Consider the following 25,288-nt stretch of genomic DNA (forward strand, 5'->3'; position numbering starts at 1 on the left):
TAGATGGAAGAGGTGTGCAACCAAGCTCCGTAACCGAGCAGCAGGGGGGAAGCTAACCCCATCTCCTCATAGATCCGGACGTCAGCCTTTTTTAGCGACCCGCCCGATCAACCAAAGAAGTATCCCTGGCCTAGTCTTAGGGATTCCTATTTACCGCTTTTCAACACAAATCAAAAGTCTTTCGTCATATTTCGGTTTAGTCGGCCGAATAGCTCAGATAAAAAGGAGATCTCAAGGATGGCGGTGAGCAGCAAGACCATTCGTGAGCCCTTGCTTCGCCTGAGGTCCTATCTACCGGGAGGCGGCTGGGGGCGAAGATACGCCGTTGACGAGCCCCCACTGCGATCGGAGTTATTCAGCGCCGATCGGATGGAACAGCATGGCAAGACATTGGCGGTCTCGCACCAGTTGAGCCCGGGACGTCCTCAGGGCCGGCTGCTGAAGCGACTGGCTGAGAATAAGGCCGTCCTCATTGAAGTTCGCAACCTGCTGATTGAGGCGGTCAAGGCAAACCGCCGGATTACCCCGGCGGGGGAATGGCTGCTCGACAACTTTTATCTAATCGAAGAGCAGATTCGCACAGCCAAGAGGCATTTGCCCAAAGGTTACAGCCGAGAGCTACCGCGCTTGCTGAGCGGCCCATCGGCTGGGCTCCCGCGGGTGTATGACCTGGCGTTGGAGACGATCTCCCACGGCGATGGCCGGGTGGATCCGGAAGGTCTCAACAGTTTCATTGCCGCCTACCAGACCATCACAGCCCTGAAGTTGGGTGAATTATGGGCCATCCCTATCATGCTCCGCATCGCTCTGATCGAGAATCTCCGACGCGTTGCGGCCCGGATTGCCACCGACAGGATCGACCGAAACCTCGCTGACTATTGGGCGGACCAGATGACGGAGATCGCTGCGCAAGACCCGAAGAGCCTGATTCTGGTGATCGCAGATATGGCGCGGTCGAATCCGCCGATGGTGAGCTCCTTTGTGGCGGAACTAACGCGCCGGCTGCAGGGGCAGGGGCCCGACCTGGCATTGCCGCTCACCTGGATCGAGCAGCGACTTGCCGAATCCGGGTGGACGAGCAAGGAGTTGGTGCAGTCGGAGAACCAACAACAGGCCGCCGATCAGGTCTCCATGAGCAACAGCATCGGCAGCCTCCGTTCCTTGGGGGCGATGGATTGGCGTGTTTTCGTCGAGACGCTGAGTGTAGTCGAGCAGATCCTGCGTCAGGATCCTGCTGGCGTCTACAGCAAAATGGATTTTCCCACCCGTGACCGCTACCGTCATGTCGTCGAGGAGATTGCCAAGAGGGTCCGCCACTCCGAAAGCCAGGTGGCGCGCGAAGCGATCCAATTGACCCACGAAGGCGCGACCAGCAAAGGCGGTGGCGACCGCACGGCACATGTCGGCTTTTACCTGATCGATAAGGGATTGGCACAACTCGAGCGGGCGGTGAAACTGCACCGCTCCCCGTTGAGGGCGCTCAGCAGAGTGACCAGCCGGTTTCCTTTGCTGCTATATGTCGGCACGATCATGCTGGTTACGGCAAGCATTACCGGTGTTTTTCTGGCGAAGGCCCAGGCCGATGGGCTATCCGGCTGGATACTCGGGCTGATCGTGATCCTCTCGCTTCTGGGCGCCAGTCATCTGGCGATAGCTCTGGTAAACTGGCTGGTGACGTTGCTAGTGACGCCCCAGCCCCTGCCGCGTCTGGACTTCTCCGCAGGAATTCCGCTGGAATTTAGTGCCCTCGTGGTGGTCCCCACTATGCTCACGAGCCCTCAGAACATCGCGGCTCTGATCGAAGCGCTGGAAGTCCGGTTCCTGGCAAATCGGGACGAGAACCTGCACTTCGGCCTGCTGACTGATTTTCGGGATGCGCCCGCAGAGGCGCTGCCGGAGGACGAGGCGCTGGTGGATCTGGCCCGGCAGGGCATTGAAGCGTTGAATGAAAAATACCCGAGCAGCAAAGGCGATATCTTCTTCCTCTTTCATCGCCCGCGTCGCTTTAATCCGCGCGAGCGGATTTGGATGGGTTACGAGCGCAAGCGCGGCAAGCTCGCGGACCTTAATGCCTTGTTGCGCGGCGGCGCCAGGGAGTGCTTCTCACTCGTCGTCGGCACGATAGCAGTCTTATCGGACATGAAGTACGTGATCACTCTGGATACCGATACACAACTGCCTCGCGACTCGGCGTGGCAACTGGTGGGTGCCATGGCGCACCCCTTGAACCGGCCGCGGTTCGACGAGGACAAGCAGCGGGTCTGTGAGGGGTATGGCATCCTGCAGCCACGGGTGGCCGTGAGCCTGCCCGGCACGAACCGGTCCCGGTATGCGCGACTTTGGGGGAGCGATCCGGGCATCGATCCGTATACGCAAGCCGTCTCCGATGTTTACCAGGATCTGTTCCAGGAAGGCTCGTTCATCGGCAAGGGCATCTATGAAGTCGAGGCGTTCGGGCAGGCGCTCAACGGACGTTTCCCCGAAAACCGGATTCTCAGCCACGATCTTCTGGAAGGGTGCTACGCCCGGACCGGGCTGTTGAGTGATGTCCAGTTATACGAGGAATACCCCTCTCGCTATAGCGCCGATGTGAGCCGCCGACACCGTTGGATTCGCGGAGATTGGCACGTTGCCCGGTGGCTACTGCCGGGTGTTCCCGGCCCTGGCTTAGACCTTCAGAAGAATCCGCTCTCGGGGCTATCCCGATGGAAGATCTTCGACAACCTGCGCCGTAGTCTTGTGTCCGGGGCGCTGACGCTCCTGTTGCTCCTGGGCTGGACGGTCTTGTCATCAGCCTGGTTTTGGACTGTGTCGGTGCTCGGCCTCATCTTTATTCCTTCTTTGTTTGCCTCTCTGCTAGAAATGGTCCAGAAGCCGGGCGATATGCTTTTGGGCCAGCACCTCACTGGGCTGGGTCGCTCGGCTGGTCGACACTTCGCTCAGGCTGCCTTTACGCTCGTATGCCTCCCCTATGAGGTATTTTTCAGTCTGGATGCAATCATCCGCACGGGCGTCCGGATACTGATTACCCACAAGCGACTTCTCGAATGGAATCCGTCGGGCGATCAGGAACGCCCTCGCCGCTCTGACCTGGTGGCCTCCTTTCAGGCGATGTGGATCGCCCCTCTTATCGCTTTAGCCGCGGCGATTTACCTGGCGTTGTCGCAGCCGGACGCGTTATCGGTGGCTGGGCCTATCCTGGGCCTCTGGTTTGCCTCCCCGGCTATCGCCTGGTGGATCAGTCGACCGCTCACTCGCCGCACCGCCAGATTGACGGCCGATCAGACCCGTTTCCTTCAGAAGATTTCCCGCAAAACCTGGGCGTTCTTCGAGACCTTTGTCGGCCCGGAAGATCATTGGTTACCCCCGGATAACTATCAGGAGCATCCCGTGGCCACGGTCGCCCACCGCACCTCGCCGACCAACATGGGACTGGCGCTCCTGGCGAATTTAGCCGCCTACGACTTCGGCTACATTTCAGCCGGACGACTCGTCGAACGCACGGAGAATGCACTCCACACGATGGCAGCTCTGGAGCGGCACCGCGGCCACTTCTACAACTGGTACGACACACAGTCTCTGCAGCCACTGTTGCCCATCTACATTTCGACCGTGGACAGTGGCAACCTGGCGGGCCATCTGCTGACCTTGCGGGCCGGTCTGCTCGCACTTCCCGATCATCAAATCCTGGGGGCGCGCTGGTTTGACGGACTGAGTCACACGCTAGGGATTATCGTGGACACGGCGGGAGGAGCCACTCTGGCCCCGCTGGCCCAACTTCAGAAGGATCTGACGTCCGCAGTCAATTCCCGGCCAACCACGCTGGCGGCGACGCGGCTGTGCCTCGACCGGCTGGCGACGTCCGCCGAGGATCTGGTCCGCAGCCTCGACGCCGATCCCGAGAGCCAATTGCGGTGGTGGGCGCAGAGCCTGTTTCGGCAGTGCCGGGATGCCCTAGATGAGTTGACCTTTCTCGCACCGTGGACCTTATTGCCGGCTTCTCTCGATAGACTTAGCCAGTTCCAGAGTATAGGCGAGATTCCGACGCTACGCCAATTGGCCAACCTTGAGGTGGATCTACTGCCGGCCATCGCACCTCAGCTCGCTTTGGCGGTAACGCCCGAGGAATGCGCCCGGTTTGATAAGCTGCAACGGCTCATCACAAAGGCGAGCCAGCGCGCCGCAACCAGGATTGCGGCTATCGAACGGCTGGCCCGGCAATCAAGCGAACTCGCCCGTATGGAGTATGATTTTCTGTTCGACAAGACGCGTCATTTAATGGCTATCGGCTATAACGTGAGCGAGCGTCGGCTGGACTCAAGTTACTACGATCTGCTGGCTTCAGAAGCGAGGCTTCCCACTTTCGTGGCGATTGCTCAAGGAAAGTTGCCACAGGAGAGCTGGTTTGCCCTGGGACGTCTCCTCACGAGCGTCGGGGGAGAATCGCTTCTCCTGTCGTGGAGCGGGTCGATGTTCGAATACCTTATGCCGCTCCTGGTGATGCCGACCTACGAAAACACGTTGCTTGACCAGACCTGTAAGGTGGCGGTGGAGAGACAGATCGAGTATGGCAAGACGCGCGGTGTGCCGTGGGGCATTTCAGAATCCGGTTACAATGCCATCGATATTCATCTTAACTACCAGTACCGCGCCTTTGGCGTGCCCGGCTTGGGACTCAAGCGCGGACTGGCCGAGGACCTGGTCATTGCCCCATATGCCTCAGCGCTGGCGCTGATGGTGGCCCCCGAGGCGGCCTGCGCGAATCTCGAGCACCTGACCGTTGCAGGGTTTGAGGGAAAATTTGGCTTCTATGAAGCGATCGACTATACGCCTTCACGCCTGCCCCGCGGCCAATCGAGCGCCGTGGTTCGGTCCTTCATGGCCCATCACCAGGCAATGAGCTTTCTCTCCCTGGCCTATCTGCTCCTGGACCGGCCGATGCAGAAGCGCTTTGAGTCTGACCCTTTGTTCCAGGCCACCATGTTGTTGCTCCAAGAACGCATTCCCAAAGCCACGACGTTTTATGTGCACGCCGACGAAATCACCGGTTCGCAACCGACTTCCAGTGTTCCGGAGACACCGGTGCGAGTTTTCAACAGTCCGGATACGCCGATACCAGAAGTGCAGTTGTTGTCGAATGGCAGATATCATGTGATGCTCACCAACGCTGGCGGCGGTTACAGTCGCTGGAAGGATATCGCCGTCACCCGCTGGCGTGAAGATAGTACCTGTGACAACTGGGGAACCTTTTGTTATCTCCGCGACGTGACGAGTGGAGAATTCTGGTCCACCACTTATCAACCAGCCCTCAAACAATCTGGAAATTTTGAGACGATTTTCTCGGAAGGGCGAGCTGAGTTCCGCTGCCGCGCACAAGACTTTGACGCCTATACGGAGATCGTGGTCTCGTCGGAAGACGATATCGAGTTGCGTCGCATCACCATTACCAATCGCGCTCGGACCCGCAGAGAGATTGACGTAACGAGCTACGCGGAAGTGGTCCTGGCTCCGCCTGCCGCGGAGGCATTGCATCCAGCGTTCAGCAATCTCTTTGTTCAGTCCGAGATTATTCGCAACCGGCAGGCGATCCTCTGCACCCGGAGGCCCCGCTCCCTTGACGAGCAGGCGCTCTGGATGTTTCATCTGATGGCGGTGCACGGGGGGGAGATTGGCGAGATTTCCTACGAGACCGACCGCATGCAGTTCATTGGCCGCGGCAGGACCATCGCCGATCCACAGGCGATGCACGGTCCAGCGGCGCTCTCGGGCAGCGAGGGCTCAGTGCTGGACCCGATTGTCGCCATCCGGTATCGGCTAGCGTTCGATCCGGGGGAATCGGTAACGGTCAATGTGGTCTCCGGCATCGGCGAAACTCGCGAGGCGTGCTTGGGCCTGGTGGAGAAATACCATGATCGGCGTCTGGCGGACCGGGTCTTTGATCTGGCCTGGACGCATAACCAGGTAGCCCTGCGGCAAATCAATGCCTCAGAGGCCGACGCACAGCTCTATTGCCGCCTGGCGAGTTCGGTAATCTACGCCAATGATTCGTTGCGAGCTGACCCGAGCATCCTCATCAAGAACCGCCGCGGGCAATCCGGTCTTTGGGGCTATTCTGTTTCCGGCGATTTGCCTATCGTGCTGCTGCAGATTGAAGATCCGGCCAATGTCGATCTGGTGCGCCAACTCATCCAGGCCCATGCGTACTGGCGTTTAAAGGGATTGGCAGTGGATCTGATGATCTGGAACGAAGATCACGCAGGATACCGTCAGGTTCTCCACGACCAGATCATGGGACTCATTGCCGCCGGGGTCGAAGCCAGCGAGATAGACCGGCCAGGCGGCATTTTCGTAAGACCTGGAGAACAGATATCGGAGGAAGACCGCATTCTGTTCCAAACGGTGGCTCGCGCCATCATCACCGATAGCCGGGGGCCGCTGGAGGATCAGCTCGACCGTCGGGGCCGGCTGGAAGTGACCGTACCACCCCTGACGCCGACCCGGACCTACCGCGTCGAACCCCCGAGTACGGCTGAGGCGTCCCGCGGCGATCTGATGTTTTTCAACGGGCTGGGCGGATTCACCCCTGACGGACGCGAATATGTCATTACGGCCATGGACCAGAAGTTGACTCCAGCGCCATGGGTAAATGTACTGGCCAACCCACACTTCGGCACCGTCATCTCAGAGAGCGGCCAAGCCTATACCTGGAGCGAGAATGCTCACGAGTTTCGCCTCACTCCCTGGGGGAACGATCCCGTGAGCGATGCGAGCGGAGAAGCCTTTTACCTTCGTGACGAGGAGACTGGCCACTTCTGGTCCCCCATGCCGCTGCCCAGCCGCGGCGCGCTCCCTTACGCCAGCCGCCACGGCTTCGGCTACAGCGTTTTCGAGCATACCGAGGACGGTATCAGCTCAGAGATGTGGGTTTACGTGGCCCTGGATGCACCGATCAAGTTCACGGTGCTCAAAGTGCGGAACGTGTCAGGCCGGGAGCGCCGCCTCTCCGCTACGGGCTACGTAGAATGGGTTCTGGGGGAACAGCGGGCGAAATCCGCCCTGCACGTTTTCACTGAAGTTGATCCGAATAGCGGCGCGCTCTTGGCGCGCAACCCCTATAACACGGAGTTCACCGATCGAGTTGCCTTCTTCAAGGTGGACGCTACGATCCGGACTTTAACCGGCGATCGGACTGAATTCCTGGGACGTAACGGCACGCGGCGCAGTCCTGCCGCTCTGTCCCGATTGCGGCTTTCTGGAAAGGTCGGAGCGGGTTTGGACCCCTGTGCCGCGCTGCAGGTTCCTTTCGAATTGGCTCCCGGGCAAGAGCGTGAGATCGTTTTCACGCTCGGCGTCGGGCGAGACGTCGATGACGCCAGGGACCTCGTGCAGCGCTTTCGAGGCCCAACCGCGGCGCGCGACGCCCTCGATGCGGTGTGGCAGTTCTGGAATCATACGCTCGGTGCCGTGCAGGTGGAAACACCCGACCAGTCCCTCAACGTGCTCACGAACGGCTGGCTGTTATACCAGACTCTGGCGTGTCGCGTTTGGGCGCGCAGCGGCTACTACCAGTCGGGGGGCGCCTTCGGTTTCCGCGATCAGTTGCAGGACGTAATGGCGCTTATTTACGCCGAGCCGCACCTGGTGCGCGAGCACTTGCTCATGTGCGCCTCCCGCCAGTTTACGGAAGGAGATGTCCAGCATTGGTGGCACCCCCCCTTGGGCCGGGGCGTTCGTACCCATTGCTCCGATGATTACCTCTGGCTGCCGTTGGCGACGTGCCGCTACGTCCAGAATACCGGTGACACCGGTGTGTTGGCTGAGCCTGTCCACTTTGTCCAGGGCCGCCCGGTAAACGCCGAGGAGGACTCGTATTACGATCTGCCCAACCGGTCTCAAGAAGCGGCCAGTTTGTATGACCACTGTGTGCGGGCGATCCTGAGGGGTCTCAGATTTGGTGAGCACGGCTTGCCGCTCATGGGCTCCGGCGACTGGAATGACGGCATGAACCTGGTGGGGGCACACGGCCAAGGCGAAAGCGTCTGGTTGGGTTTTTTCCTTTATGAAGTGCTCACGCGGTTCACCGAGGTGGCCCGTGCGCAGGGTGATGTGGCCTTCGTTGAGCGTTGTACCAGGGAGGCGGCCAGGCTGCGCCGCAATCTCGAGGAGCATGGCTGGGACGGCGAATGGTATCGCCGCGCCTACTTTGACGACGGCTCACCGCTGGGATCGACACTCAACCCCGAGTGCCGGATCGATTCGATTTCGCAGAGCTGGTCCGTGCTATCCGGTGCGGGGGATGCGGCGCGGGCGCGCCTGGCCATGGGAGCCGTAGATCAACGCCTCGTTCGCCGGGAGCAGGCGCTCATCCAACTCCTGGAGCCACCGTTTGACAAGTCGGATTTGAATCCCGGCTATATCAAAGGGTACGTCCCCGGGGTGAGAGAGAACGGCGGGCAATACACTCACGCGGCGATCTGGGCGGCGATGGCCTTCGCGGCCTTGGGCGACAGGGTGCGCGCGTGGGATCTTCTGGCCATGATCAACCCGGTGAACCATGGGAAATCTCCCGAGGAGATTGCCATCTACAAAGTAGAACCCTACGTCGTTGCGGCCGACGTCTATGCGCTCTCGCCTCACAATGGTCGTGGCGGTTGGACGTGGTACACGGGGTCTGCCGGCTGGATGTACCGGCTTATCGTGGAATCGCTGCTGGGACTGAGCCTGGAGGTGGACAAGCTGCGGTTCACGCCGTGCCTCCCGGCGGATTGGCCGGGCTTCACGATGCACTACCGTTATCGGGAGACGGTCTACCACATCATTGTCCAGCGCCAGCCAGCCGAGAATGGCGAGACGCGCGTGACCTGTGATGGCGCCGAACAGCCCGATAACACTATTCCCCTGGTTGACGACCATCAGGAACACTCTGTCGAGGTACACATATCCGTGGTGGGCAGCCAAACGTAGAATTGAGTGATGCAGTGGGCCGACAAGCCTGGGACACCGGCGGGCCGGTACCACTCAAGTGGTTTGCATATACCCTTTCTTGCCTTCGCCCATGAGCAACGCCACGGGAAAACTGAGTAATATATCTCCGACAGGCATTGCCTTGCCCGCAGAAAGTACCTCGCTCGTGATAACATTTCGCCAGGCAGCAGGTGCCCCGTTAGGCATTATCACCTCTGTATCCTGCCATACTTGTCTTCCCAGAGGAAAATCTTCCTTTTGAACCAGGTGGCTGAGAAACCTTGGAGCAATGACCAGGGCCCATTGCCGCTGATACCTCCAGGCAAAGGCGATGACATGGCTCCTGAATCTTCCCGCCGACTCAAGGGGAAGATAAGCGCCGGAACGGAAGAGCTCTCGATGGGCTTTCTTCGCTTTGAGCGCCCGATAAATGAGAAAGAGTTTAATCCTCCCATCATCTTTCGTGGCAAGGAGATCTTGGGCCAGTCGGCCAATATCGGCCTCATCCTGTTCCCGGATGTCAGCCAGCATGGCGCGCCTTTTGTCAAAATCTACCGGCCGGCGATTATCAGGGTCCACCAGGCTCAGGTCCCATAGTTCAGATCCCTGATAAAAATCAGGTACCCCGGGTGATGTAATCTTGATCAGGGTCTGCGAGAGTGAGTTGAGTATCCCGTAGTGCGAAACTCTCCGGCAAAACGGGATAAATTCTTTCAGAAAGGCGTTGGTTTTTGAGCGGGCCAGGATTTTCTCAGCGAATGAGATGTAAGCGTTTTCATACTCAGTGTCGGGTTGCAACCAGGCGGTATGGACTTTGGCTTCCCGGACCGCTTTGACAATATAGCTTTTAATCCTTTCAATGAACTCAGGATACTCGGCATCGGAAAATGGCCAGGCGCCAATCAGCGTCTGGTATAAAAAATACTCGTCGTTTCTATCCGGAACGGCTAAGCGGCGTAGGCGTTTTTTTTTGCCCCGGTTTATCTTGATCCAGGTCCGGAGATTTTTTAGCCACTCGGCCGGCATCTCGGACAAGACATTTATTCTGGCGCGCGCGTCTTCGCCTCTTTTGGTATCGTGAGTCGAGGTCGCGTTTAAGGAATCCGGCCACAACTCTCTTTTCTTCGTGTTGAAGTGGTGGAATTCTTCAAGGGAGCAACCGAAGTGATCCGGCCGTCCACCGACCTCATTGAGGGACAAGAGCCGGTTGTATACATAATGGGTGGTATCTTCGACTCCCTTTGCCATTACCGGACCGGAAAGTTGCTGAAACCTCATGGCAAAGTGGAGCCAGTCTCGCTTCTCTTCCTCAGAAACATAATCGGGAAAGTCCAGGAGCAGGAATCGGCGTACGAACGTAAATCCATGCAACAGGGCGGGAAAATTGGCTCTGGCCCGGTCCACCGCGGCCAAAATGTATTTCCGGTCGTCGTCCGAGACCAAAACCTGGCTAATGTGGGTCCGGTAGACGGGAAATACTGCCAGGACTCCGGTCAAGGCTCTTTGCAGCGCCGTGAGAGTTATGTCGCTGCCATGGCGGTCCCGGCTGGAGATCTTCTTCAAGAGCTGGGCAAGGTTGTGGACGTCGCTCGCCATATCTTCCTGAATTATCAGCTTTTTGTTGTCGTGCACGACATCTTCATAAGAATTCTTTAAGCCGGTTACACTGGCATAGATCCTGCTAAAGGCTCGCGCATTTTCCTTTTGGCAAAACAACTCATTGACATAATTGGTAAAATCATAGCCAGTGGTTCCCTGGACCGGCCAAGCAGGTGGCAGGTCTTCCTGAAGATTGAGGATTTTTTCAACGACTATATAGGTTGCCGGGGCTTTTTCTCGCACTTTTTGCAGATAGCTGGCCGGATCGTACAGCCCATCAACATGATCAATTCTTAAACCGGTGACCACGCGTTTGGTAATCAGATCGAAAATCAGGCCGTGCGTGTAGGTTAGAACGTGCTCGTCTTCCACTCTGAGTGAGATGAGACCATTCACACAAAAAAAGCGGCGATAATTTATTTCTTCCGCGGCCACTTTCCAAAATGACAGCCTGAAGACTTGTTGGGCAAGGAGGTCATCAAGCAAATTAAAACTCTCGGCCCTCCCCTTTGCACCATTGAAGGTCCGCACGTTTTCATCAACAAATGCCTTAATTACGGGGTTGCTGTTGTAGGCTTCCCACAAAGTGTGTTGGATGAATTTTATCTGGTTATGGCGCTCTTCCGGCTCATCGCTCGAAGAGAGCGACTTCAAGACATAGAGGATGCCTAAAAGTTTGATGAAGTCGGGATTGTCTTCGGCAAGTTGCCTTTTTAACCGGGGCAAGTTCTTAAAAAGATTGAGATACGATTCGATTCGTAAGGGGAATGCGAGGTTGTAGTAAGCCACCTTGAAGCCATCCGGGCCGTATTGGAGAGCGATCTCTCCAGCTTCGAGACACTCCCCATAGAACCAGCCAAGAAAGGGCGCCAGAATTCTCTTGTTGAGGCTGGCGGCCGGATAATCCCAATCCACGTCGAAAAACTGAAAGTACCTGGAGCTGGAACCATTCTCCAAAATATCCATCAGCAGCCGATTGTCCGAATCCATCGCCATATGATTCGGGACAATATCCTGAATCCACCCCATGTTGTGCGCTTTGAGCTCCTCGGCCAGTGCCTCCAAGTCGGAGAGCCCTCCCAACTCAGGATTCAGCTGATTGGGATCAACCACGTCATAGCCGTGGGTGCTGCCCTTGACGGCTTTGAATATGGGAGAAGCGTACAGGTCGGATATACCCAGGTCCGCCAGATAGGAAATGACCGGCTGCGCGGCCTGAAAGCCGAAGGCCGGATTGAACTGAATCCGATAGGTCGCGGTTGGCATATTCATGAGAGACTTCCCGGTCTTCATCCCTGTGCAGGTTTATTGCTTACGGGGCATATGGGCACCCGGAGCAAAAAATTCTCTGCGAGGACCGTGGAATGGCGTAGCCATTCTTGCGCGTTTTGATCGCCCAGGCTGGCCTTTTCATTGAAGGTGGGACAATGGGCCTGAAGGATCTTGTAGCAGATGTTTTGGGTTTTCCAGAGGTTAATCTCGAACGGCAAGGTCCGGACCAGTTGTGCCGCCTTATTTAACCTCTCCAGACGAGCAAGATCGTCAGGTTGCTCGAGAAGTTGTTCGGCCAGACTCTCAATATTGACGGCCAGTAACAAGCCTAGCGCAGTCGCATCCAGAGTGGCGCCGGCCAAACGTGCTTCTTCCAGAAGCGGTCTGACGACTTCGGGGTCAAGCCCCTCCGCTTGAATGACCCTACGCACCTTGGCATTCAAGCACAAGTCCGCAGCGACTGAAAGGACTTGGGGCCGTGGCGTGCCGGACCCGGTCAGAAAGCGGATCAAGGGAGCATGGTGCTCATAAATCGAGCTATATGCAGCTTCAGCCTCTCTCAGAGTCGGCCCCATGATGAGGTTCAGGACTTTGCGCCGCTCATCGGCAAACAACGAGGTCAATGAGTACGTGGACGTCCCGAAGTATTTACCCAGCAGCAGTATGGTCTTAGGGAAGTCAGCTCCGGCGAAAGCAGCGGAAATCTCTTGGGCCAGCGCTTCATATTTTTGCGCGCCCTGATATTCGCCGGTGCCGCAGGCGATACTATGATCCCCAAGATGGAGAACGCCAAAGCACAGGCTGGAGGATACGTGCGTAACCTCTGAAGTGACCGTGGCCCGTCCGATAACCAGCCTGGAGCCTCCGACCTGAAAGCTGCGGTAGTCCTCCCGGGTGGCGGAATAGGCATAGATCGAGCTGCGTTCGCCGATGTCCTGGAACAGAGAGCTTAAGGCATAGTGGGCGCCCACGTCTTTCATATCGAGCATGACCGGCCTGACAAATTTCTCATATATGGTGCGGCCGTCACGGTGTTCAGGTATGTTGCTCTTGGCCAGTTCAAGGTGTTCGAGAAAGGCGGGTTCGAAGGGTTCGCTAAAAAGCTGGTCGGCCAACTGCAAAACTCTGCCGGCATATTTTATGTTCTGAACCGTCTCAATCCCGGAAAGCTCGTCAAAAAACCAACCGCAACTAGTGTACATGAGCATTAAGTGGCGTTGGAGCTCCATGAGCTTCAGAACCGTGATCTCGTCCTCGGAGTTTAAGGGACGGGTCGCGTGGCTGATCATAAACGCACTGATGCGCTCGGGGGATCGATCCACGATGATATCGATGTAGTCGTCTCGAGCCGCCCAGGGATCGGTCAGAAATTTGCTGGCCATTTGTTCATAAGCCGGGTTCACGGCATCGCGGAGCCAGTCCAGGGCCGCACGCAGGGGGGCTCGCCAACCCTGGTTCCAACCTGAGTGGCCGCCGCTGTTGCACCCGCAATCGGCCCGCCAACGTTCTATGCCGTGCTCGCAGCTCCACGAGCTGTTCTCAAAGATCTCCACTTCGAACGCCGGTGGATGCTCCTCCAGGTACCGGCCATAATTTGTCACCTGCGCCAGGCCGTTGGACTCGATGTGATGGAGCGCATGCGCCAGGGCCATGTCACCGTTGCGATGATGATGCCCATAGCTTTCGCCATCCGTGGCGATGTGGACGAGGCGAGGCGAGTCGTCAGCGAACGCGGACAGCAGCCGGTTGGCGAAGACCTCGCCGTTGTCGAGCAATCCTTCAAAGGCCAGAGCCTGGGCAATGGGACCGTCGTAAAAAAACAGGTTCATGACGCGGCCAGACGGCAGCGACACCCGGTAGGGTATGGCAGGATAGATTTTGCCATCACTCACGTCCTGCCACTCATTACCATCAAGGGGTCGCACCCGGCTGGCCTGCCTGGGGGCAAGTATGGCAAAGGTGATGCCGTGTTGGGCCATGAGGTCCAGGCTTTCCAGATCTACCGCCGTCTCCGGGAGCCACAACCCTTCCGGCTTGCGTCCAAAGCGATATTCAAAATCATTTATGCCCCAGATAATCTGGGTGCTCTTGTCACGGCGGTTGGCCAGCGGTAGGATCATGTGATTGTAGGCTTGGGCCAAGGCATTGCCATGACCGGAGAATTTCTCCAGGCTCTGCCGGTCACCGTCTATAATTGCCCCATAGGCGTCGGGGGCGTACTTCTGCATCCAGAGCAAGACCGTCGGACCGAAGTTGAAGCTTATGCTGGCATAATTATTCACCAGTTGGGCAATCCGTCCTTCCGTATCCCAGATTCTCGACACGGCGTTGGCCGCGTAGCATTCGGCGGTGATCCGCTCGTTCCAATCGTGGTAAGGGAACGCCGAATCTTGGATCTCAATGGCCTCCAGCCAGGGGCTTTCTCTGGGAGGTTGATAAAAATGCCCATGGATACAAACAAATCGGTTCATCAGTTAGTCCTCCGGTTGTAGACTTACAATGAGAAAGGCAACACTAAACATTGCAGCAAAGGCGATGGCTCGGTAAGGAAACTGACGGTGCTCAAGGGGTTCCAAGTGATCCGCCGAGCCATTGTGGCCCAATAGTGGAAAGCATTATTTTTCCTTTGATGTTAATTTTTAATAATACTCAAATCCACCATGTCAAGTCAGACCGGCGCCCAGGAACTTTGCCAAAAAGGCCTCGGCTTCCGGGGGTACGGAAGTGAAATGGACCAGGAAGGCAGGGGGGGATGTGGAGAGGTGAGCCACCACTTTGCCGTAAAGGTCATCGGAGATTTCGTGGTCGTCGGGGTCGTATAGGGAAATCCGCAGGTTCGCCAGTGGGGAGGGCAGGATCTCAGAGTGAATTTCGACCATATTATGGGCTATTTTGGTGATGGTGCCCCCATGCCCCAGCTCTCCGGTATGTTTCCAATCCACCACGGTAAACTGGACGCGGAGCCCGTGCTTGAGTTCTATCCACGTAATCTCTTTTTTCGGAGGCAGAAAGAGTTGAAAATCTCCGCCGATACCTCCCACTTCATGGATGGTCAGCGGTTTTTTCACCCCTTTGAGCATAACCTGCATGGCGGTGTCTATCCGACAGATATCGCCACATTCGTCTAAGGTGCTTTCTGAAATGAAGATTTGGCCGCCCACCGTATAGGATTCAATGCGGGCCGTGAGGTTGACCGCGCGGCCGACCACGGCATACTTGATTCTCTTCTTAGAGCCGATGTTGCCTATCACCACTTCGCCGGTGTTGATGCCGATACCTAAAGCTACTTCGGGGTACCCGGACTGGCGATTCCGTGCATTGACCGTGGTCATGGCCAATTGCATTTCCACGGCGCACGCCACGGCTCGTCGCGGGTCGTCGGGGCGCAGGATAGGAGCTCCAAAGATCACCAGGATGCCGTCGCCGATGAATTCGTCGATGGTGCCCTGGTACTTCTGGATGATTTCCGTCATGGTCTCCAGATAGATATTGATCATCGCCATCACATCCTCAGCGGGCAGACGCTCACTTATGGAGGTGAAGCCGCGCAGATCGGCCATGAGAATCGTAGCACGCCTTTTTTCACCCGCTATTTTCAGTCCACCTTCCTTTAGAATCGTGTCGACGATTTCATCCGAGAGGTAGCTGCCAAAGGTCTGGCGAATAAACCGGTTGCGCAGTTCCAGGGCTGTGTTGAGTTCATGCAATTGTCGCTGTTGCTCTATCTTTAGATCCCGCAGCCGCTTTTTTTCCAGACAGGCCTGCACCCGGGCTCTCAGCAGCACCGGGTTGAAGGGCTTGCGCAAATAGTCTTCCGCTCCCAGTTCAATGCAGCGGACCGCGCTGTCTATTTCGTCCAAGGCGGAAATCATGATGACCGGCAGGTCCCGCCAGGTTTCGGAATGCTTCAGGTTTTGGAGCACCTGGTAACCGTTCAGTTCCGGCATCATAATATCAAGGAGCACCAGGTCGAAAGCGCCGGTGGCGATCATCTCCAGGGCCAGGCGGCCATTGTGCGCCACCCGCACCGTATGGCCTTGACGCTCCAGATAACGGGACAGCAGGTCACGGTTTATTTCATTATCATCCACCACCAGTATAGAGCCGGGTTCTCTGCCGGCAACGGCATCACTTTCCTGAGCCAATTTCCTCAAGCTGCGCATTACGCTGTCAATCAGAGGAGACTGGTCTGAGGCCTCCGGGGTTACAGTCTTAAGACCCGCATCGAGCTTGGAAAAATCAATGATATTGTTGATTCGCGCCAGGAAGAGCTTCCCGGCGTCGTGGATTTTCTGGAGGTCGGCGGTAATTTTTTCTCGCCCTTGTTCCGCGGCGTTCTCCAACAGGATTTCGCTGTAACCGATGATCCCGTTTAGCGGGGTGCGCACCTGATAGTCCAGGTTGGCGATGAGCGATTCCAGGTTGAAGGACACATCATCTGAGGCAAGTTTGTTGGCATCCAGGAGGACATTGATTATCTCCAGGAGTTGCTGACCGGCAGAGAGAATTTGGTTGAGGTCGGAGACATACGCTGCTAGGCCCAGATCATCGGCGTCTCCCAAGAGCAGTTCACTGTAACCGATGATCGCGTTTAGGGGTGTCCGCAATTCATGGCGCAGATGGGCCCACAGGGCTTGTGGGGTTCGACCACCATCAGCTTCTGGACCGGACGCACTCTGAACGGCCGGAGAAGTTGCCTGGGTTTCGGTCTGACGGGGTTCGGATTCGGTGGTGAACATGGTTTGTCTAAGTCGCTTCCTTACCTAAAAAACCTTGGATTTTTTCCAGCAGCCGGCGAAAGTCGATGGGTTTGGTGTCATAGTCATTGCAACCTGCGGCTAATGATTTTTCCCGGTCTCCCGCCATGGCATGGGCGGTAAGGGCAATAATGGGGATGGACCGGGTTTCCGGCATGGCTTTGAGCAGGCGGGTCGCTTCCCAGCCGTCCAGGCCGGGCAGACTGATGTCCATGAGGATCAGGTCAGGGGCTTCTGAACGGGCCAGATCAACTGCCTGTTCGCCATCCACCGCGCTGACCATCTCAAAGCCAGCCTTGAGCAAGCGCCGCGATAACATGTCGCGATTCATTTCATTATCTTCTACCAAAAGGATCTTGGGCATGTAGTTTTGCTCCTTAGGCAATTTCCTGCTAAGCAGTTCTATTACCGGTTTTCAATTTGCTCTTCTTAAGGCAAGATTTCACCAGTTCGCTCACTTCGGCCAGTAACTCATCTCGCGGACAAGCGTCTTTCCGGATGATCTCCTGGACATAACCATTCAGTCGCACGCGGTCTGCTTTCGTTAAATCTTTGGCGGTGACGACAACGATGGGAATGGTCCGCCAGCTTTTGTGCTGGTGAACGCGGTCGATAAATTGAAACCCGTCCATCTCCGGCATCATGAGATCCAGCAAAATTAACATCGGCTGGCTCTCGGCCAGGCGCTCTATAGCCACGCGCCCGTTCTCGGCCTCGATCACTTGACACCCTTCTTTTTTCAGCAAACGCCGGAGAATCTCCCGCGTATCAGGATCGTCTTCGACGACCAGAACCGGACCGGGTTGAGGATGCCGCCGATACTTTTCCAGAACCGCCAGCAGGCGCTTACGCTGGATGGGCTTGGTCAGGTAATCCGACGCGCCCAAGGCGTAGCCCAGGTTCTTATTATCCACGAAAGTCAGCATTACTACCGGTATATCGGCTAAGGCAGGATCGGCCTTGAGCTCCGTCAACACCGCCCAGCCGTCCCGGCCCGGCATCATCACGTCCAGCGTAATGACGTCAGGTTGGAGTTCTCTAGCCAGACGCAACCCCTCTTCACCCTCGGAAACGGTCTGCACGCGAAAACCATCCTTGCTCAAAAAACGTTTCAAGAGGTCACGGGTAGCCGGATCATCTTCAATGACCAGGACAGTACTCAAGTCTGCCGATTCCATCTGCTCAGGTAGTTCGTTGAGGGGCGCTGCTGCCGGGGGTTGAGCCTTGACCCGGGCCGGGAGCCGAATCGTAAAGGTGGTGCCGGCCCCGTGGTCACTAATGGTACTGATCTCTCCTCCCATCATCTGACAGAAGCGATGGGTGATGGTCATCCCCAGCCCGGTGCCGCCAAATTTCCGGGAGGTTGAAGCATCGCCCTGAACGAAAGGCTGGAAGAGTTTCTCCATCTGGTCCGGGGCCATGCCGATTCCCGTGTCACTGACGCTGAATTTAATCCAGTCGACGCCGCCTATGAGCTCGCGAGAGGCTTCCAGGGTGATGGTGCCATTTTCGGTGAATTTACAAGCGTTGCTGAGCAGATTGAACAAGGATTGCCGTACCTTGGTCAGGTCAGCATGCATGGTGCCCAGATCAGCGGCACAGTGCACCTGAAGAGTATTGGCGTTCTTTTCCACCAGCGGCTTAATGGTGCTGACGACATCTTCGATCACCCGGGAAATACCAAAAGATTCCAGGAAAAGATCCATTTTGCCGGCTTCGATCTTGGACAGGTCGAGAATATTGTTGATGAGGCTCAGAAGATGATTACCGGAGGCATGAATCTTTTGCAGGTCGGGGATAAGATCTTCCTGCCCCTTCTCTTGGGCGTCTTCCATCAAGATTTCGCTGTAACCAAGTATGGCGTTCATAGGGGTGCGCAGCTCATGGCTCATGGTGGCCAGGAACGCGCTTTTAGCTTGATTGGCGGCATCGGCGGCATCTTTGGCTTTTGTCAGGGTCGCTGCAATTTTCATGGGCTCGGTCAGATCGCGGGTCAACATGGCAAAGCCACGCAGATTTCCGCCCTGATCCCGGATCGCCGTGAAGACCACGTTCGCCCAGAAGGTTGATCCGTCCTGGCGCACCCGCCAGCCCTCGTCCCCGAATTGGCCCTTGGCCGCCACCACGTCCAAGTCGCGCTGGGGCTTGCCGCTCTGGATGTCTTCTTGGGGATAAAACCGTGAAAAGTGCTGGCCGACGATCTCCTCGGCGCTATAGCCCTTGATCCGCTCCGCTCCGGCATTCCAGCTCACCACGCGCCCCTCCGGATCCAGCATGACGATAGCGTAGTCGGTCACGCTCTCTACCATCAACCGGAAGCTTTCCTCGGTCCAGCGCAGTTGCTCTTCCACATGCTTACGGGCGGTATTGTCGGTGCCGATCAGCAGATAGCCGATGATGGTCTCTTGCGCATCGCGCAGCGCCGTGACCGACACGATGGCCGGAAAGCGGCTGCCGTCCTTGCGGATGTAAGTCAGCTCGTAGATGTCCTCGATGCCGCGGGAAGCCTTGAAGACCAAGGCCTCAAAACCTGGCGTAATCGTGGTATCAAGCTCGAGGCTCAACGCGGCGGCCCGCGCGATCAGCTCCTGCGGATCGGAAATCGCGGCCGGGGTGATCTTGTCCACCACTTCGGCAGCCGTGTAGCCGAGCATGCGCTCGGCGCCGACATTGAATATTTGAATGACGCCCTGCGCGTCGGTAGCGATACTCGAGAAGTTGGCGCTGTTGAAAATCGCCTTTTGCAAGGCCCCCGCTTTTAGCAGGGCCTCTTCCGCCTGCCGACGCTCAGACTGCGAGACCAGCCAATTTGGGTCAGAGTAATTTGGCATTTCTCATCTTTCCTGGGAGGTCACAGCCTGCCTTCGAGGCCGCTCAAACTAACATATTGAAAGTCAGACCCCAGGGGCCCGAAGGCCCCTGGGGTTATCGCGAGTAAAATTGTCTGCATACGGTTCCGAGATCAGGTAACGCTAAACGGGACCAGCTTCCTACCTTAACTACTCCCCTTATTTAAGATTCTTCGGGGGGGCAAAGGTGGGCAGCATAACCGCGTCGATACCCTGGGCCACGCCGTTGGTCGCCATCATGTCAGGTTTGACGATGGTAGCGTCATTCACCATATATTTGTCGCCCATTTTGGTGAATTTCATGATCCCGGCGTTGTCGGTGGGGCACAGGGTCTTGCATTCTTTCAGTTCCGGCAGATCCTTGACCAGGTACTTGCCCGGGGTGATATGAAAGAACACCACGTCTCTGACGATGGCCGGATCGCCCATTATCTTGTCCAGGGTTGCCTGGGGCACAGCGGCGAAGGCCGCGTCAGTGGGGGCAAAAACCGTGAAGGGGCCCTGCATCGACTTCAATTCCTGCACGTTGGCTTTATCCGCAAGACTTAAGAAAGTCTTATAGTTCCCGGCGGCCGCCAGGGTATCATACAGGTTTGTGGGTTGCGCCATAGCCATCCCAAACGGGACCAACACCAACAGCAGGGTCACTAAAGCAATTCTTACTTTCATTATTTATTCTCCTGGTGAAATTTATGTTTGTACAAGCTTTTCATCCCGTTGAGCGTTACCTGATCTCGGAAAAACCACGCCCGTTTCCTCAAAAAAGTGCCCTCGCCAGCCACCTTCATCCCTGGCCTGTGCACCTCTTTTCGATTCCCTCACTCATCTTAAAGTCGTCCAAGGAGGTACAGTATGAGAACCACTATCAGAACCGTCCCCAGGACACCGCTCGGGCCATAGCCCCACTGTCTGCTATGTGGCCAGGAAGGCAGGGCGCCGACGAGAAAGAGGATGAGTACGATAATTAAAATAGTGCCTAACATGGTACTTCTCCTTTGTGGTTAGCCTAAATTATGGGGAATGCCATGCACGTTGCACTGCAAATTATCCCCAAACGTTTCACTCTGTGGTTACCCGGGTGCGCCGCACATCGAGCTTCGGCCCCTCGCTTGAAAATTTTGCCTGATAGTGATGGACCTCTCCACTCTTGATGGTCATATGGGGGAACCGCACATCCGAGGTGCTGCCGCTGTCGCTATAAGCCTTGAGGAACAAGGTGTACTCCCCGGTTTTCCGGCCGATTACCCGCAGGTTATAAAGGCCGCTCACTGGATTGCGCAGGTGGATGTCGGTGGTCTCGGGACCCGTCCTGTCTCCGGAAGGATCGGTGAGCATAAGTTCCCCCGGGGGAGAGCCCCCGGCATCGGATTGGATGCGGATGTCCAAAGTCTGGGCGGCGGCGGCGCCTGGAAAAATGGCCAGGGTCGCAACGATGAAAAGCCCGATCGCCAGCCAGGCTGATACGATGGTTACTCGGTTCATGATAATTACCTCCGGTAGTATGGTTGAGGCGGTCTTATTGCTCTTCTTCCTCGAGTTCCCGCAGGTGCTGTTCGGCGGCTTTTTGGCGCTTGCCGGCATCCTGCTGGCGCTTGATGGCGTCTTGCTTACGCTGGCCGGAATTTTGCTGTCGTTTCCACTCCCGTTCGCGCTCCTGCCATTCCTCTTGCCGCTTCTGCCGTAACTCTTCCTGGCGCTTATCTTCACTCGTCTGCGCACCGCTTTGGGCCAGTACTTGGCTCGAGAACCAGAGATTGCCGGGGATTACCAATAAACCTGCCAGGAGCATCGTCCCCAGTCCCATGATCTTTTTCATCTGCCCCTCCTAAATATCTAAGTCGCTTCGCGGCAGGGGATGGCCAGGCCATGACTTACCGATCAACCGCTCAGCGTTATCGGCCTCGTCAAACGTACCCACGTTGCCCTTTCCATTGCCGTCAATTCCTTCCCTGCCATGGCCCCAAGCCCTAAATGCCAAGAAAGGCTGCTTTTTTTGGGCGAAAAGATTATCGGCCCCACCATCCCGAGGGCCGCGCCCCCATCAGACCCAGTATGCCCGTGACAATCAGGTAAACCGCCACAATAATGCTCAACAGGCCGGGTTGAATCAATATCAATATCCCGGCGATTAACGCAACGACTGGCCCCAGGTATGGTTGGTATGGCATGTGCTCCTCCTTTAATTCATCATTGCTATCGTATTGGGCACCCTGGTTAAGCAAAAAAGAAGGTCCTCTGGCGCTGAACCAAGTCAGTTACTTCCCCACTCGGATTTTGGAGAGTTCACCAATGAGCCCAAAAACGCTCAAGAGCCACAAGACCACGGCAATGACTACGACAGCATTCAAGATCGACTTAATGGAACCCGCCATTGGAATGTATGAGTTGACGAGCCAGAGAAGAACACCAACTACGATCAAGACCAGCACCACGTTGATTAAAGGCATGATCTACTCCCTTTATGTTTGGATTTCAGAAGGTACTCCACTCTTTTAATTTTGGAGGTTGGACGTGCGATGAGGCGACAGCCCATCCGCATCTGTCCAAATTGCTCCTTGGAGCCTACTTTTCGAGTGTAACCCCAAAAGCTGATCCTATTCCCGACGCCAAGGCCTTGAACCTGAGCCTCATAAGAGTATGCCCTTTGCGGGGGGGGGCGGCCAGGCAACCCACTTGGCGAACCCCTGATTATCTTCATCGGCCTGGGCAACCGGCCCCATTTTGACCTAACCACCAATTCTTTCCCTTTCATGCCCCCTATCCTTGAATGCAATCAAAGGCTCCTTTTGACCTTGCCTCGAATTATAATCACATATGATAGAATGTCAAGGTATATAAAGTTTTATAATTGAATATATTGATATATTATAAAAATTATATCTTAATATTGATTCATAATAAATTATATATTTATAATTGACTTATATGGCTATATATAATAATATTTGAGGCAAAATGGAGGGAGGTTATGGAAAATAACATAGTGCTAACCACTGAGGAAGCGGCGGAGTTTTTGAAGCTGACGCCTTTCACAGTGCGAGATTATGCCAGGCGGGGAATTCTGCCGTCACGCAAGGTGGGCAAGGGGTGGCGGTTCTATAAGCCTGACCTGCTGGCCTGGTTAAGGGACTATAAGGCTCCACATTGAGGGGGAAAGCTATGAGGAATTACACATGGACTGAGGACAACTCATGGGGACAATGCCTGTTAAAGCCAGACGGGCTGGGCCGGATAATTTTGGGCGCGGCATTAACACATCTTTGACTTTTTCACCCATTCTGGCCCAAGCCTGCAGTCGGGCGAGCCCCGAACGGAAAGATGATCATGCCTCCAACCGCCGCCGGGGCGTGACCATTACCGATCTGCGCCAAACATCACACGAAGGCGCCATCGTGGTGGCCAAACGCCTCTTTGAGGTGCAATACCCCAACATAGTGTCCATTCGGAAACTCCTCCAAATTCCCCCTTCCAGAGGCCCCGCCCCGCCGGAGAAACCCATTTAAGGAGATCAGAAGAATGAAAGGAAACGGTCCGATGTCGGCTTTGGTGCTCCTCCTATCTCTCACCATGGCCTGCGGGTCCGAAAACCAGGGCAGCCTGGGGCCGGGAGGGGGGGTCGGGTACGACCGGATTTACGACCCGAAAACCATGGAGACGGTAAGCGGCGAAGTCGTATCGGTGGGCAAGATTATCGACCGAGGCATGGGTTACGGGGTGAGCCTGACCCTGAAGACGGGCAAGGAGACCATCCTGGTGTACATAGGTCCCGATTGGTTCATAGAAAAACAAGACCTCACCTTTGCGCCCAAGGATCAGATGGAGATCACCGGCTCCCACATCACCTATCAAGGGAAACCGGTTATTATCGCCGCGCAGGTGAAAAAGGGTGACAAGAGCCTGAAACTGCGGGACCCCGCCGGCATCCCGGCGTGGGCCAGCGCTGACAACCACAGCGCCTCAATAATTGGCAAATGGCAATTGCAGGAAATGGTCGAAAATAGCGAGTTTAAAAATCCTAACGAGACTGCCGAAAAAAAATGGGGTAATCTTGAGATATTCAGTAACAATACTTTGGAATTTTACTCTTCTGATACGAGGGGAAGGTGGAACATACTCAATGATGGACAAATAAAAGTTATCTCCGATTATTGGGGAACGTTCATCCTATCAACCGAAGGAGATAAGTTAATAATGACTTTTTCTGATGATCAAACTAAGTATATTTATAACAAAATAAAATGATAGATTGTTGCAGTTGCTGTGGATCAAGTTATCACATAAAGTGACTTAGGATTGAGTTGAACCTTGCCACCTGTATTAGGGTACTGCAGCAGAGGCGGACAAACCGCATCGCTGAATTTCGTCGTTATGCTGTTATGGTAAGTGATAAAGGAGGAGGTACACAATGCGCAAGCGCATTATCGGTCATGGCCCTGGTGATGCAGCAGCCGCCGAACCCGCCTGGCTAGACCTTGAACGCCTGGCACAGGTGGAAATCACGTCCGAAAACGTCGACCATCCAATTGAATCGGCCCTGATTGCGGGTATGGGTTCGGGTTGGCGAGCCGCACAGCCTGGGGAGCAGACGATTCGCCTCCGGTTTGATGAGCCGCCGAGACTCCAACGGATTCGCTTAGTGTTCCATGAAGATGAGCAGGAGCGCACGCAAGAGTTGGTTTTACGGTGGTCACCAGATGGCGGTCAGTCGTACCGGGAGATTGTGCGCCAGCAGTATAACTTCAGCCCCCCGCAGGTAGCACGTGAGATCGAAGAATACGCCGTCGATCTCGACGGCGTAACCACCCTCGAATTGAGGATTAAGCCGGACATCAGCGGTGGCAGTGCCCGGGCATCGCTGACGCAACTGAGCGTTGTCTAACTATCAGACCTAACTTCGGCCATCAGAGCAAGGAGGGCTAGCTAACCGATCGTTACAGCCTAAGGGGCCGGATCAAAGGAGGGTGAGATGGACGAACAGGAAGCCAAAAAGGAAATAGCCCAAGCAAAAAAGGAACTTCTGGAAGCTCAAACCAAACTGAAAGAATTAAATGCTAAATTACAGGACCTCTGGGACGTGATGGAAAAAATAGAGGGAGCGCAGAGCCGGCTGCAAAAAGTAGAAGAAAAATTGTTTCTCGAAGGTTTCGGCAAAAAATCGTCTTTCGACCGCATCGATAATGAAAAAGATTAGAAGGGTCCATACGTCAGATCTTCCCTATTGTAAGCACGCACGTAAAATGAGAAAAGCAGTGCCGGGACCTGAAAATGGCAGACTTCACCGGCGACATAGACGCCGGTGAAGTTTGGGGACAGCCTGGATAGCGGGGTTGCAGATTGTTTGGATAGTAAGCTGAAGCAGTTATCCGGGGTTAAATTCCTCCAATTGGGATATAGGGGTTAAGAAAGGGGGCAGAGGAAATCCTGCTGCTCTGCACCTCTGCGCAGAAATTCATTTTTTCAAAAGCAACCACTTCATTTCTCCATGAAGGCTTCGACCTGCTTTTTAAATAACTCTGGTGCAATTGGTTTGTCGATGTAGCCATCAAATCCTGCGGCGATGACCTTTTCGCGATCGCCGACCATGGCCAGAGCGGTAACCGCCACCAGGGGAATCCGGCGTAGCATGGGGTCCCGCTTGAGGTAGTTAGCCACCTCATAACCGTCCATCCCTGGCATTTGCACATCGCAAATGATCAGGTCAAGCTTTTCCTGACGCACCAACTCAATTCCCAGAACCCCTCCACGTGCAGCAAGGACGGTGAAACCGAAGGCCTCCAGTAAGTCGGTCATGAGCTCCAGGTTTACCGGGTTATCTTCGATGACCAGGATTCGTTTAGCCATAGATGC

The 25,288-nt window shown here is 55.7% G+C and carries 17 protein-coding genes; 7 read left to right on the plus strand and 10 right to left on the minus strand.

Annotation, left to right across the window (positions count from 1 at the left end; all coding sequences use genetic code 11):
- The first annotated feature begins 237 nt into the window (after positions 1-237).
- Positions 238-8,964, plus strand: coding sequence for a glucoamylase family protein (locus WC600_01105; protein ID MFA4901320.1), 8,727 nt, complete (start codon positions 238-240; stop codon positions 8,962-8,964).
- Positions 8,965-9,018: 54 nt separating this feature from the next.
- Here WC600_01105 and treY read toward each other — a convergent pair whose 3' ends face one another.
- From treY to WC600_01150, 9 genes are all read right to left on the minus strand, one after another.
- Positions 9,019-11,835 carry a malto-oligosyltrehalose synthase gene (treY, locus tag WC600_01110; GenBank protein ID MFA4901321.1) on the minus strand — a complete coding sequence of 939 codons (2,817 nt, stop codon included), beginning with the start codon at positions 11,833-11,835 and terminating at the stop codon, positions 9,019-9,021.
- Positions 11,836-11,852: 17 nt separating this feature from the next.
- Positions 11,853-14,306 carry a DUF3536 domain-containing protein gene (locus WC600_01115; GenBank protein MFA4901322.1) on the minus strand — a complete coding sequence of 818 codons (2,454 nt, stop codon included), beginning with the start codon at positions 14,304-14,306 and terminating at the stop codon, positions 11,853-11,855.
- 192 nt (positions 14,307-14,498) lie between these two features.
- Entirely contained in the window at positions 14,499-16,574 is a 2,076-nt protein-coding gene (locus tag WC600_01120) for an adenylate/guanylate cyclase domain-containing protein (protein MFA4901323.1), read from the minus strand.
- A 7-nt stretch (positions 16,575-16,581) separates the two neighbouring features.
- Positions 16,582-16,956 carry a response regulator gene (locus tag WC600_01125; protein ID MFA4901324.1) on the minus strand — a complete coding sequence of 125 codons (375 nt, stop codon included), beginning with the start codon at positions 16,954-16,956 and terminating at the stop codon, positions 16,582-16,584.
- A gap of 28 nt (positions 16,957-16,984) precedes the next feature.
- Positions 16,985-19,423 carry a response regulator gene (locus WC600_01130; protein MFA4901325.1) on the minus strand — a complete coding sequence of 813 codons (2,439 nt, stop codon included), beginning with the start codon at positions 19,421-19,423 and terminating at the stop codon, positions 16,985-16,987.
- A gap of 177 nt (positions 19,424-19,600) precedes the next feature.
- The gene (locus WC600_01135) at positions 19,601-20,110 is read right to left on the minus strand and encodes a fasciclin domain-containing protein (GenBank protein MFA4901326.1); all 510 of its coding nucleotides are present in this window, start codon (positions 20,108-20,110) and stop codon (positions 19,601-19,603) included.
- A gap of 390 nt (positions 20,111-20,500) precedes the next feature.
- Entirely contained in the window at positions 20,501-20,923 is a 423-nt protein-coding gene (locus WC600_01140) for a hypothetical protein (protein ID MFA4901327.1), read from the minus strand.
- A 34-nt stretch (positions 20,924-20,957) separates the two neighbouring features.
- Positions 20,958-21,257, minus strand: a complete 300-nt coding sequence (locus WC600_01145; protein ID MFA4901328.1) for a hypothetical protein — start codon at positions 21,255-21,257, stop codon at positions 20,958-20,960.
- A 190-nt stretch (positions 21,258-21,447) separates the two neighbouring features.
- On the minus strand, positions 21,448-21,609 hold the full coding sequence (locus tag WC600_01150; protein ID MFA4901329.1) for a DUF3096 domain-containing protein: 162 nt from the start codon (positions 21,607-21,609) through the stop codon (positions 21,448-21,450).
- A 121-nt stretch (positions 21,610-21,730) separates the two neighbouring features.
- On the opposite strand from WC600_01150, the gene WC600_01155 reads away from it, so the two are divergent.
- The 6 genes from WC600_01155 to WC600_01180 all read left to right on the plus strand — a co-directional run bounded on the left by WC600_01155 (position 21,731) and on the right by WC600_01180 (position 24,632).
- Positions 21,731-21,937 carry a hypothetical protein gene (locus tag WC600_01155; GenBank protein ID MFA4901330.1) on the plus strand — a complete coding sequence of 69 codons (207 nt, stop codon included), beginning with the start codon at positions 21,731-21,733 and terminating at the stop codon, positions 21,935-21,937.
- Between the two features lie 472 nt (positions 21,938-22,409).
- Positions 22,410-22,589 (plus strand): helix-turn-helix domain-containing protein, encoded by a 180-nt coding sequence (locus WC600_01160; GenBank protein MFA4901331.1) that lies wholly within the window; start codon positions 22,410-22,412, stop codon positions 22,587-22,589.
- 52 nt (positions 22,590-22,641) lie between these two features.
- Positions 22,642-22,944 (plus strand): hypothetical protein, encoded by a 303-nt coding sequence (locus tag WC600_01165; protein MFA4901332.1) that lies wholly within the window; start codon positions 22,642-22,644, stop codon positions 22,942-22,944.
- A 13-nt stretch (positions 22,945-22,957) separates the two neighbouring features.
- Positions 22,958-23,683, plus strand: a complete 726-nt coding sequence (locus WC600_01170; GenBank protein ID MFA4901333.1) for a hypothetical protein — start codon at positions 22,958-22,960, stop codon at positions 23,681-23,683.
- Positions 23,684-23,846: 163 nt separating this feature from the next.
- A complete protein-coding gene (locus tag WC600_01175; protein MFA4901334.1) occupies positions 23,847-24,320 on the plus strand; it encodes a hypothetical protein in 474 nt (157 codons plus the stop codon).
- 87 nt (positions 24,321-24,407) lie between these two features.
- Positions 24,408-24,632, plus strand: coding sequence for a hypothetical protein (locus WC600_01180; GenBank protein ID MFA4901335.1), 225 nt, complete (start codon positions 24,408-24,410; stop codon positions 24,630-24,632).
- Between the two features lie 281 nt (positions 24,633-24,913).
- On the opposite strand, the gene WC600_01185 is transcribed toward WC600_01180, so the two are convergent.
- On the minus strand, positions 24,914-25,282 hold the full coding sequence (locus WC600_01185; protein MFA4901336.1) for a response regulator: 369 nt from the start codon (positions 25,280-25,282) through the stop codon (positions 24,914-24,916).
- Positions 25,283-25,288: the final 6 nt, after the last annotated feature.

It is taken from the genome of Desulfobaccales bacterium (assembly GCA_041648175.1).
Lineage (GTDB): Bacteria > Desulfobacterota > Desulfobaccia > Desulfobaccales > 0-14-0-80-60-11 > 0-14-0-80-60-11.

What these genes read in the sequence shown, in the direction of transcription:
- WC600_01105 (MFA4901320.1), top strand. Translation starts at nt 238, where the DNA reads ATGGCGGTGAGCAGCAAGACCATTCGTGAGCCCTTGCTTCGCCTGAGG.
- treY (MFA4901321.1), bottom strand. Translation starts at nt 11,835, where the DNA reads ATGAATATGCCAACCGCGACCTATCGGATTCAGTTCAATCCGGCCTTC.
- WC600_01115 (MFA4901322.1), bottom strand. Translation starts at nt 14,306, where the DNA reads ATGAACCGATTTGTTTGTATCCATGGGCATTTTTATCAACCTCCCAGA.
- WC600_01120 (MFA4901323.1), bottom strand. Translation starts at nt 16,574, where the DNA reads ATGTTCACCACCGAATCCGAACCCCGTCAGACCGAAACCCAGGCAACT.
- WC600_01125 (MFA4901324.1), bottom strand. Translation starts at nt 16,956, where the DNA reads ATGCCCAAGATCCTTTTGGTAGAAGATAATGAAATGAATCGCGACATG.
- WC600_01130 (MFA4901325.1), bottom strand. Translation starts at nt 19,423, where the DNA reads ATGCCAAATTACTCTGACCCAAATTGGCTGGTCTCGCAGTCTGAGCGT.
- WC600_01135 (MFA4901326.1), bottom strand. Translation starts at nt 20,110, where the DNA reads ATGAAAGTAAGAATTGCTTTAGTGACCCTGCTGTTGGTGTTGGTCCCG.
- WC600_01140 (MFA4901327.1), bottom strand. Translation starts at nt 20,923, where the DNA reads ATGAACCGAGTAACCATCGTATCAGCCTGGCTGGCGATCGGGCTTTTC.
- WC600_01145 (MFA4901328.1), bottom strand. Translation starts at nt 21,257, where the DNA reads ATGAAAAAGATCATGGGACTGGGGACGATGCTCCTGGCAGGTTTATTG.
- WC600_01150 (MFA4901329.1), bottom strand. Translation starts at nt 21,609, where the DNA reads ATGCCATACCAACCATACCTGGGGCCAGTCGTTGCGTTAATCGCCGGG.
- WC600_01155 (MFA4901330.1), top strand. Translation starts at nt 21,731, where the DNA reads ATGAGCCCAAAAACGCTCAAGAGCCACAAGACCACGGCAATGACTACG.
- WC600_01160 (MFA4901331.1), top strand. Translation starts at nt 22,410, where the DNA reads ATGGAAAATAACATAGTGCTAACCACTGAGGAAGCGGCGGAGTTTTTG.
- WC600_01165 (MFA4901332.1), top strand. Translation starts at nt 22,642, where the DNA reads ATGCCTGTTAAAGCCAGACGGGCTGGGCCGGATAATTTTGGGCGCGGC.
- WC600_01170 (MFA4901333.1), top strand. Translation starts at nt 22,958, where the DNA reads ATGAAAGGAAACGGTCCGATGTCGGCTTTGGTGCTCCTCCTATCTCTC.
- WC600_01175 (MFA4901334.1), top strand. Translation starts at nt 23,847, where the DNA reads ATGCGCAAGCGCATTATCGGTCATGGCCCTGGTGATGCAGCAGCCGCC.
- WC600_01180 (MFA4901335.1), top strand. Translation starts at nt 24,408, where the DNA reads ATGGACGAACAGGAAGCCAAAAAGGAAATAGCCCAAGCAAAAAAGGAA.
- WC600_01185 (MFA4901336.1), bottom strand. Translation starts at nt 25,282, where the DNA reads ATGGCTAAACGAATCCTGGTCATCGAAGATAACCCGGTAAACCTGGAG.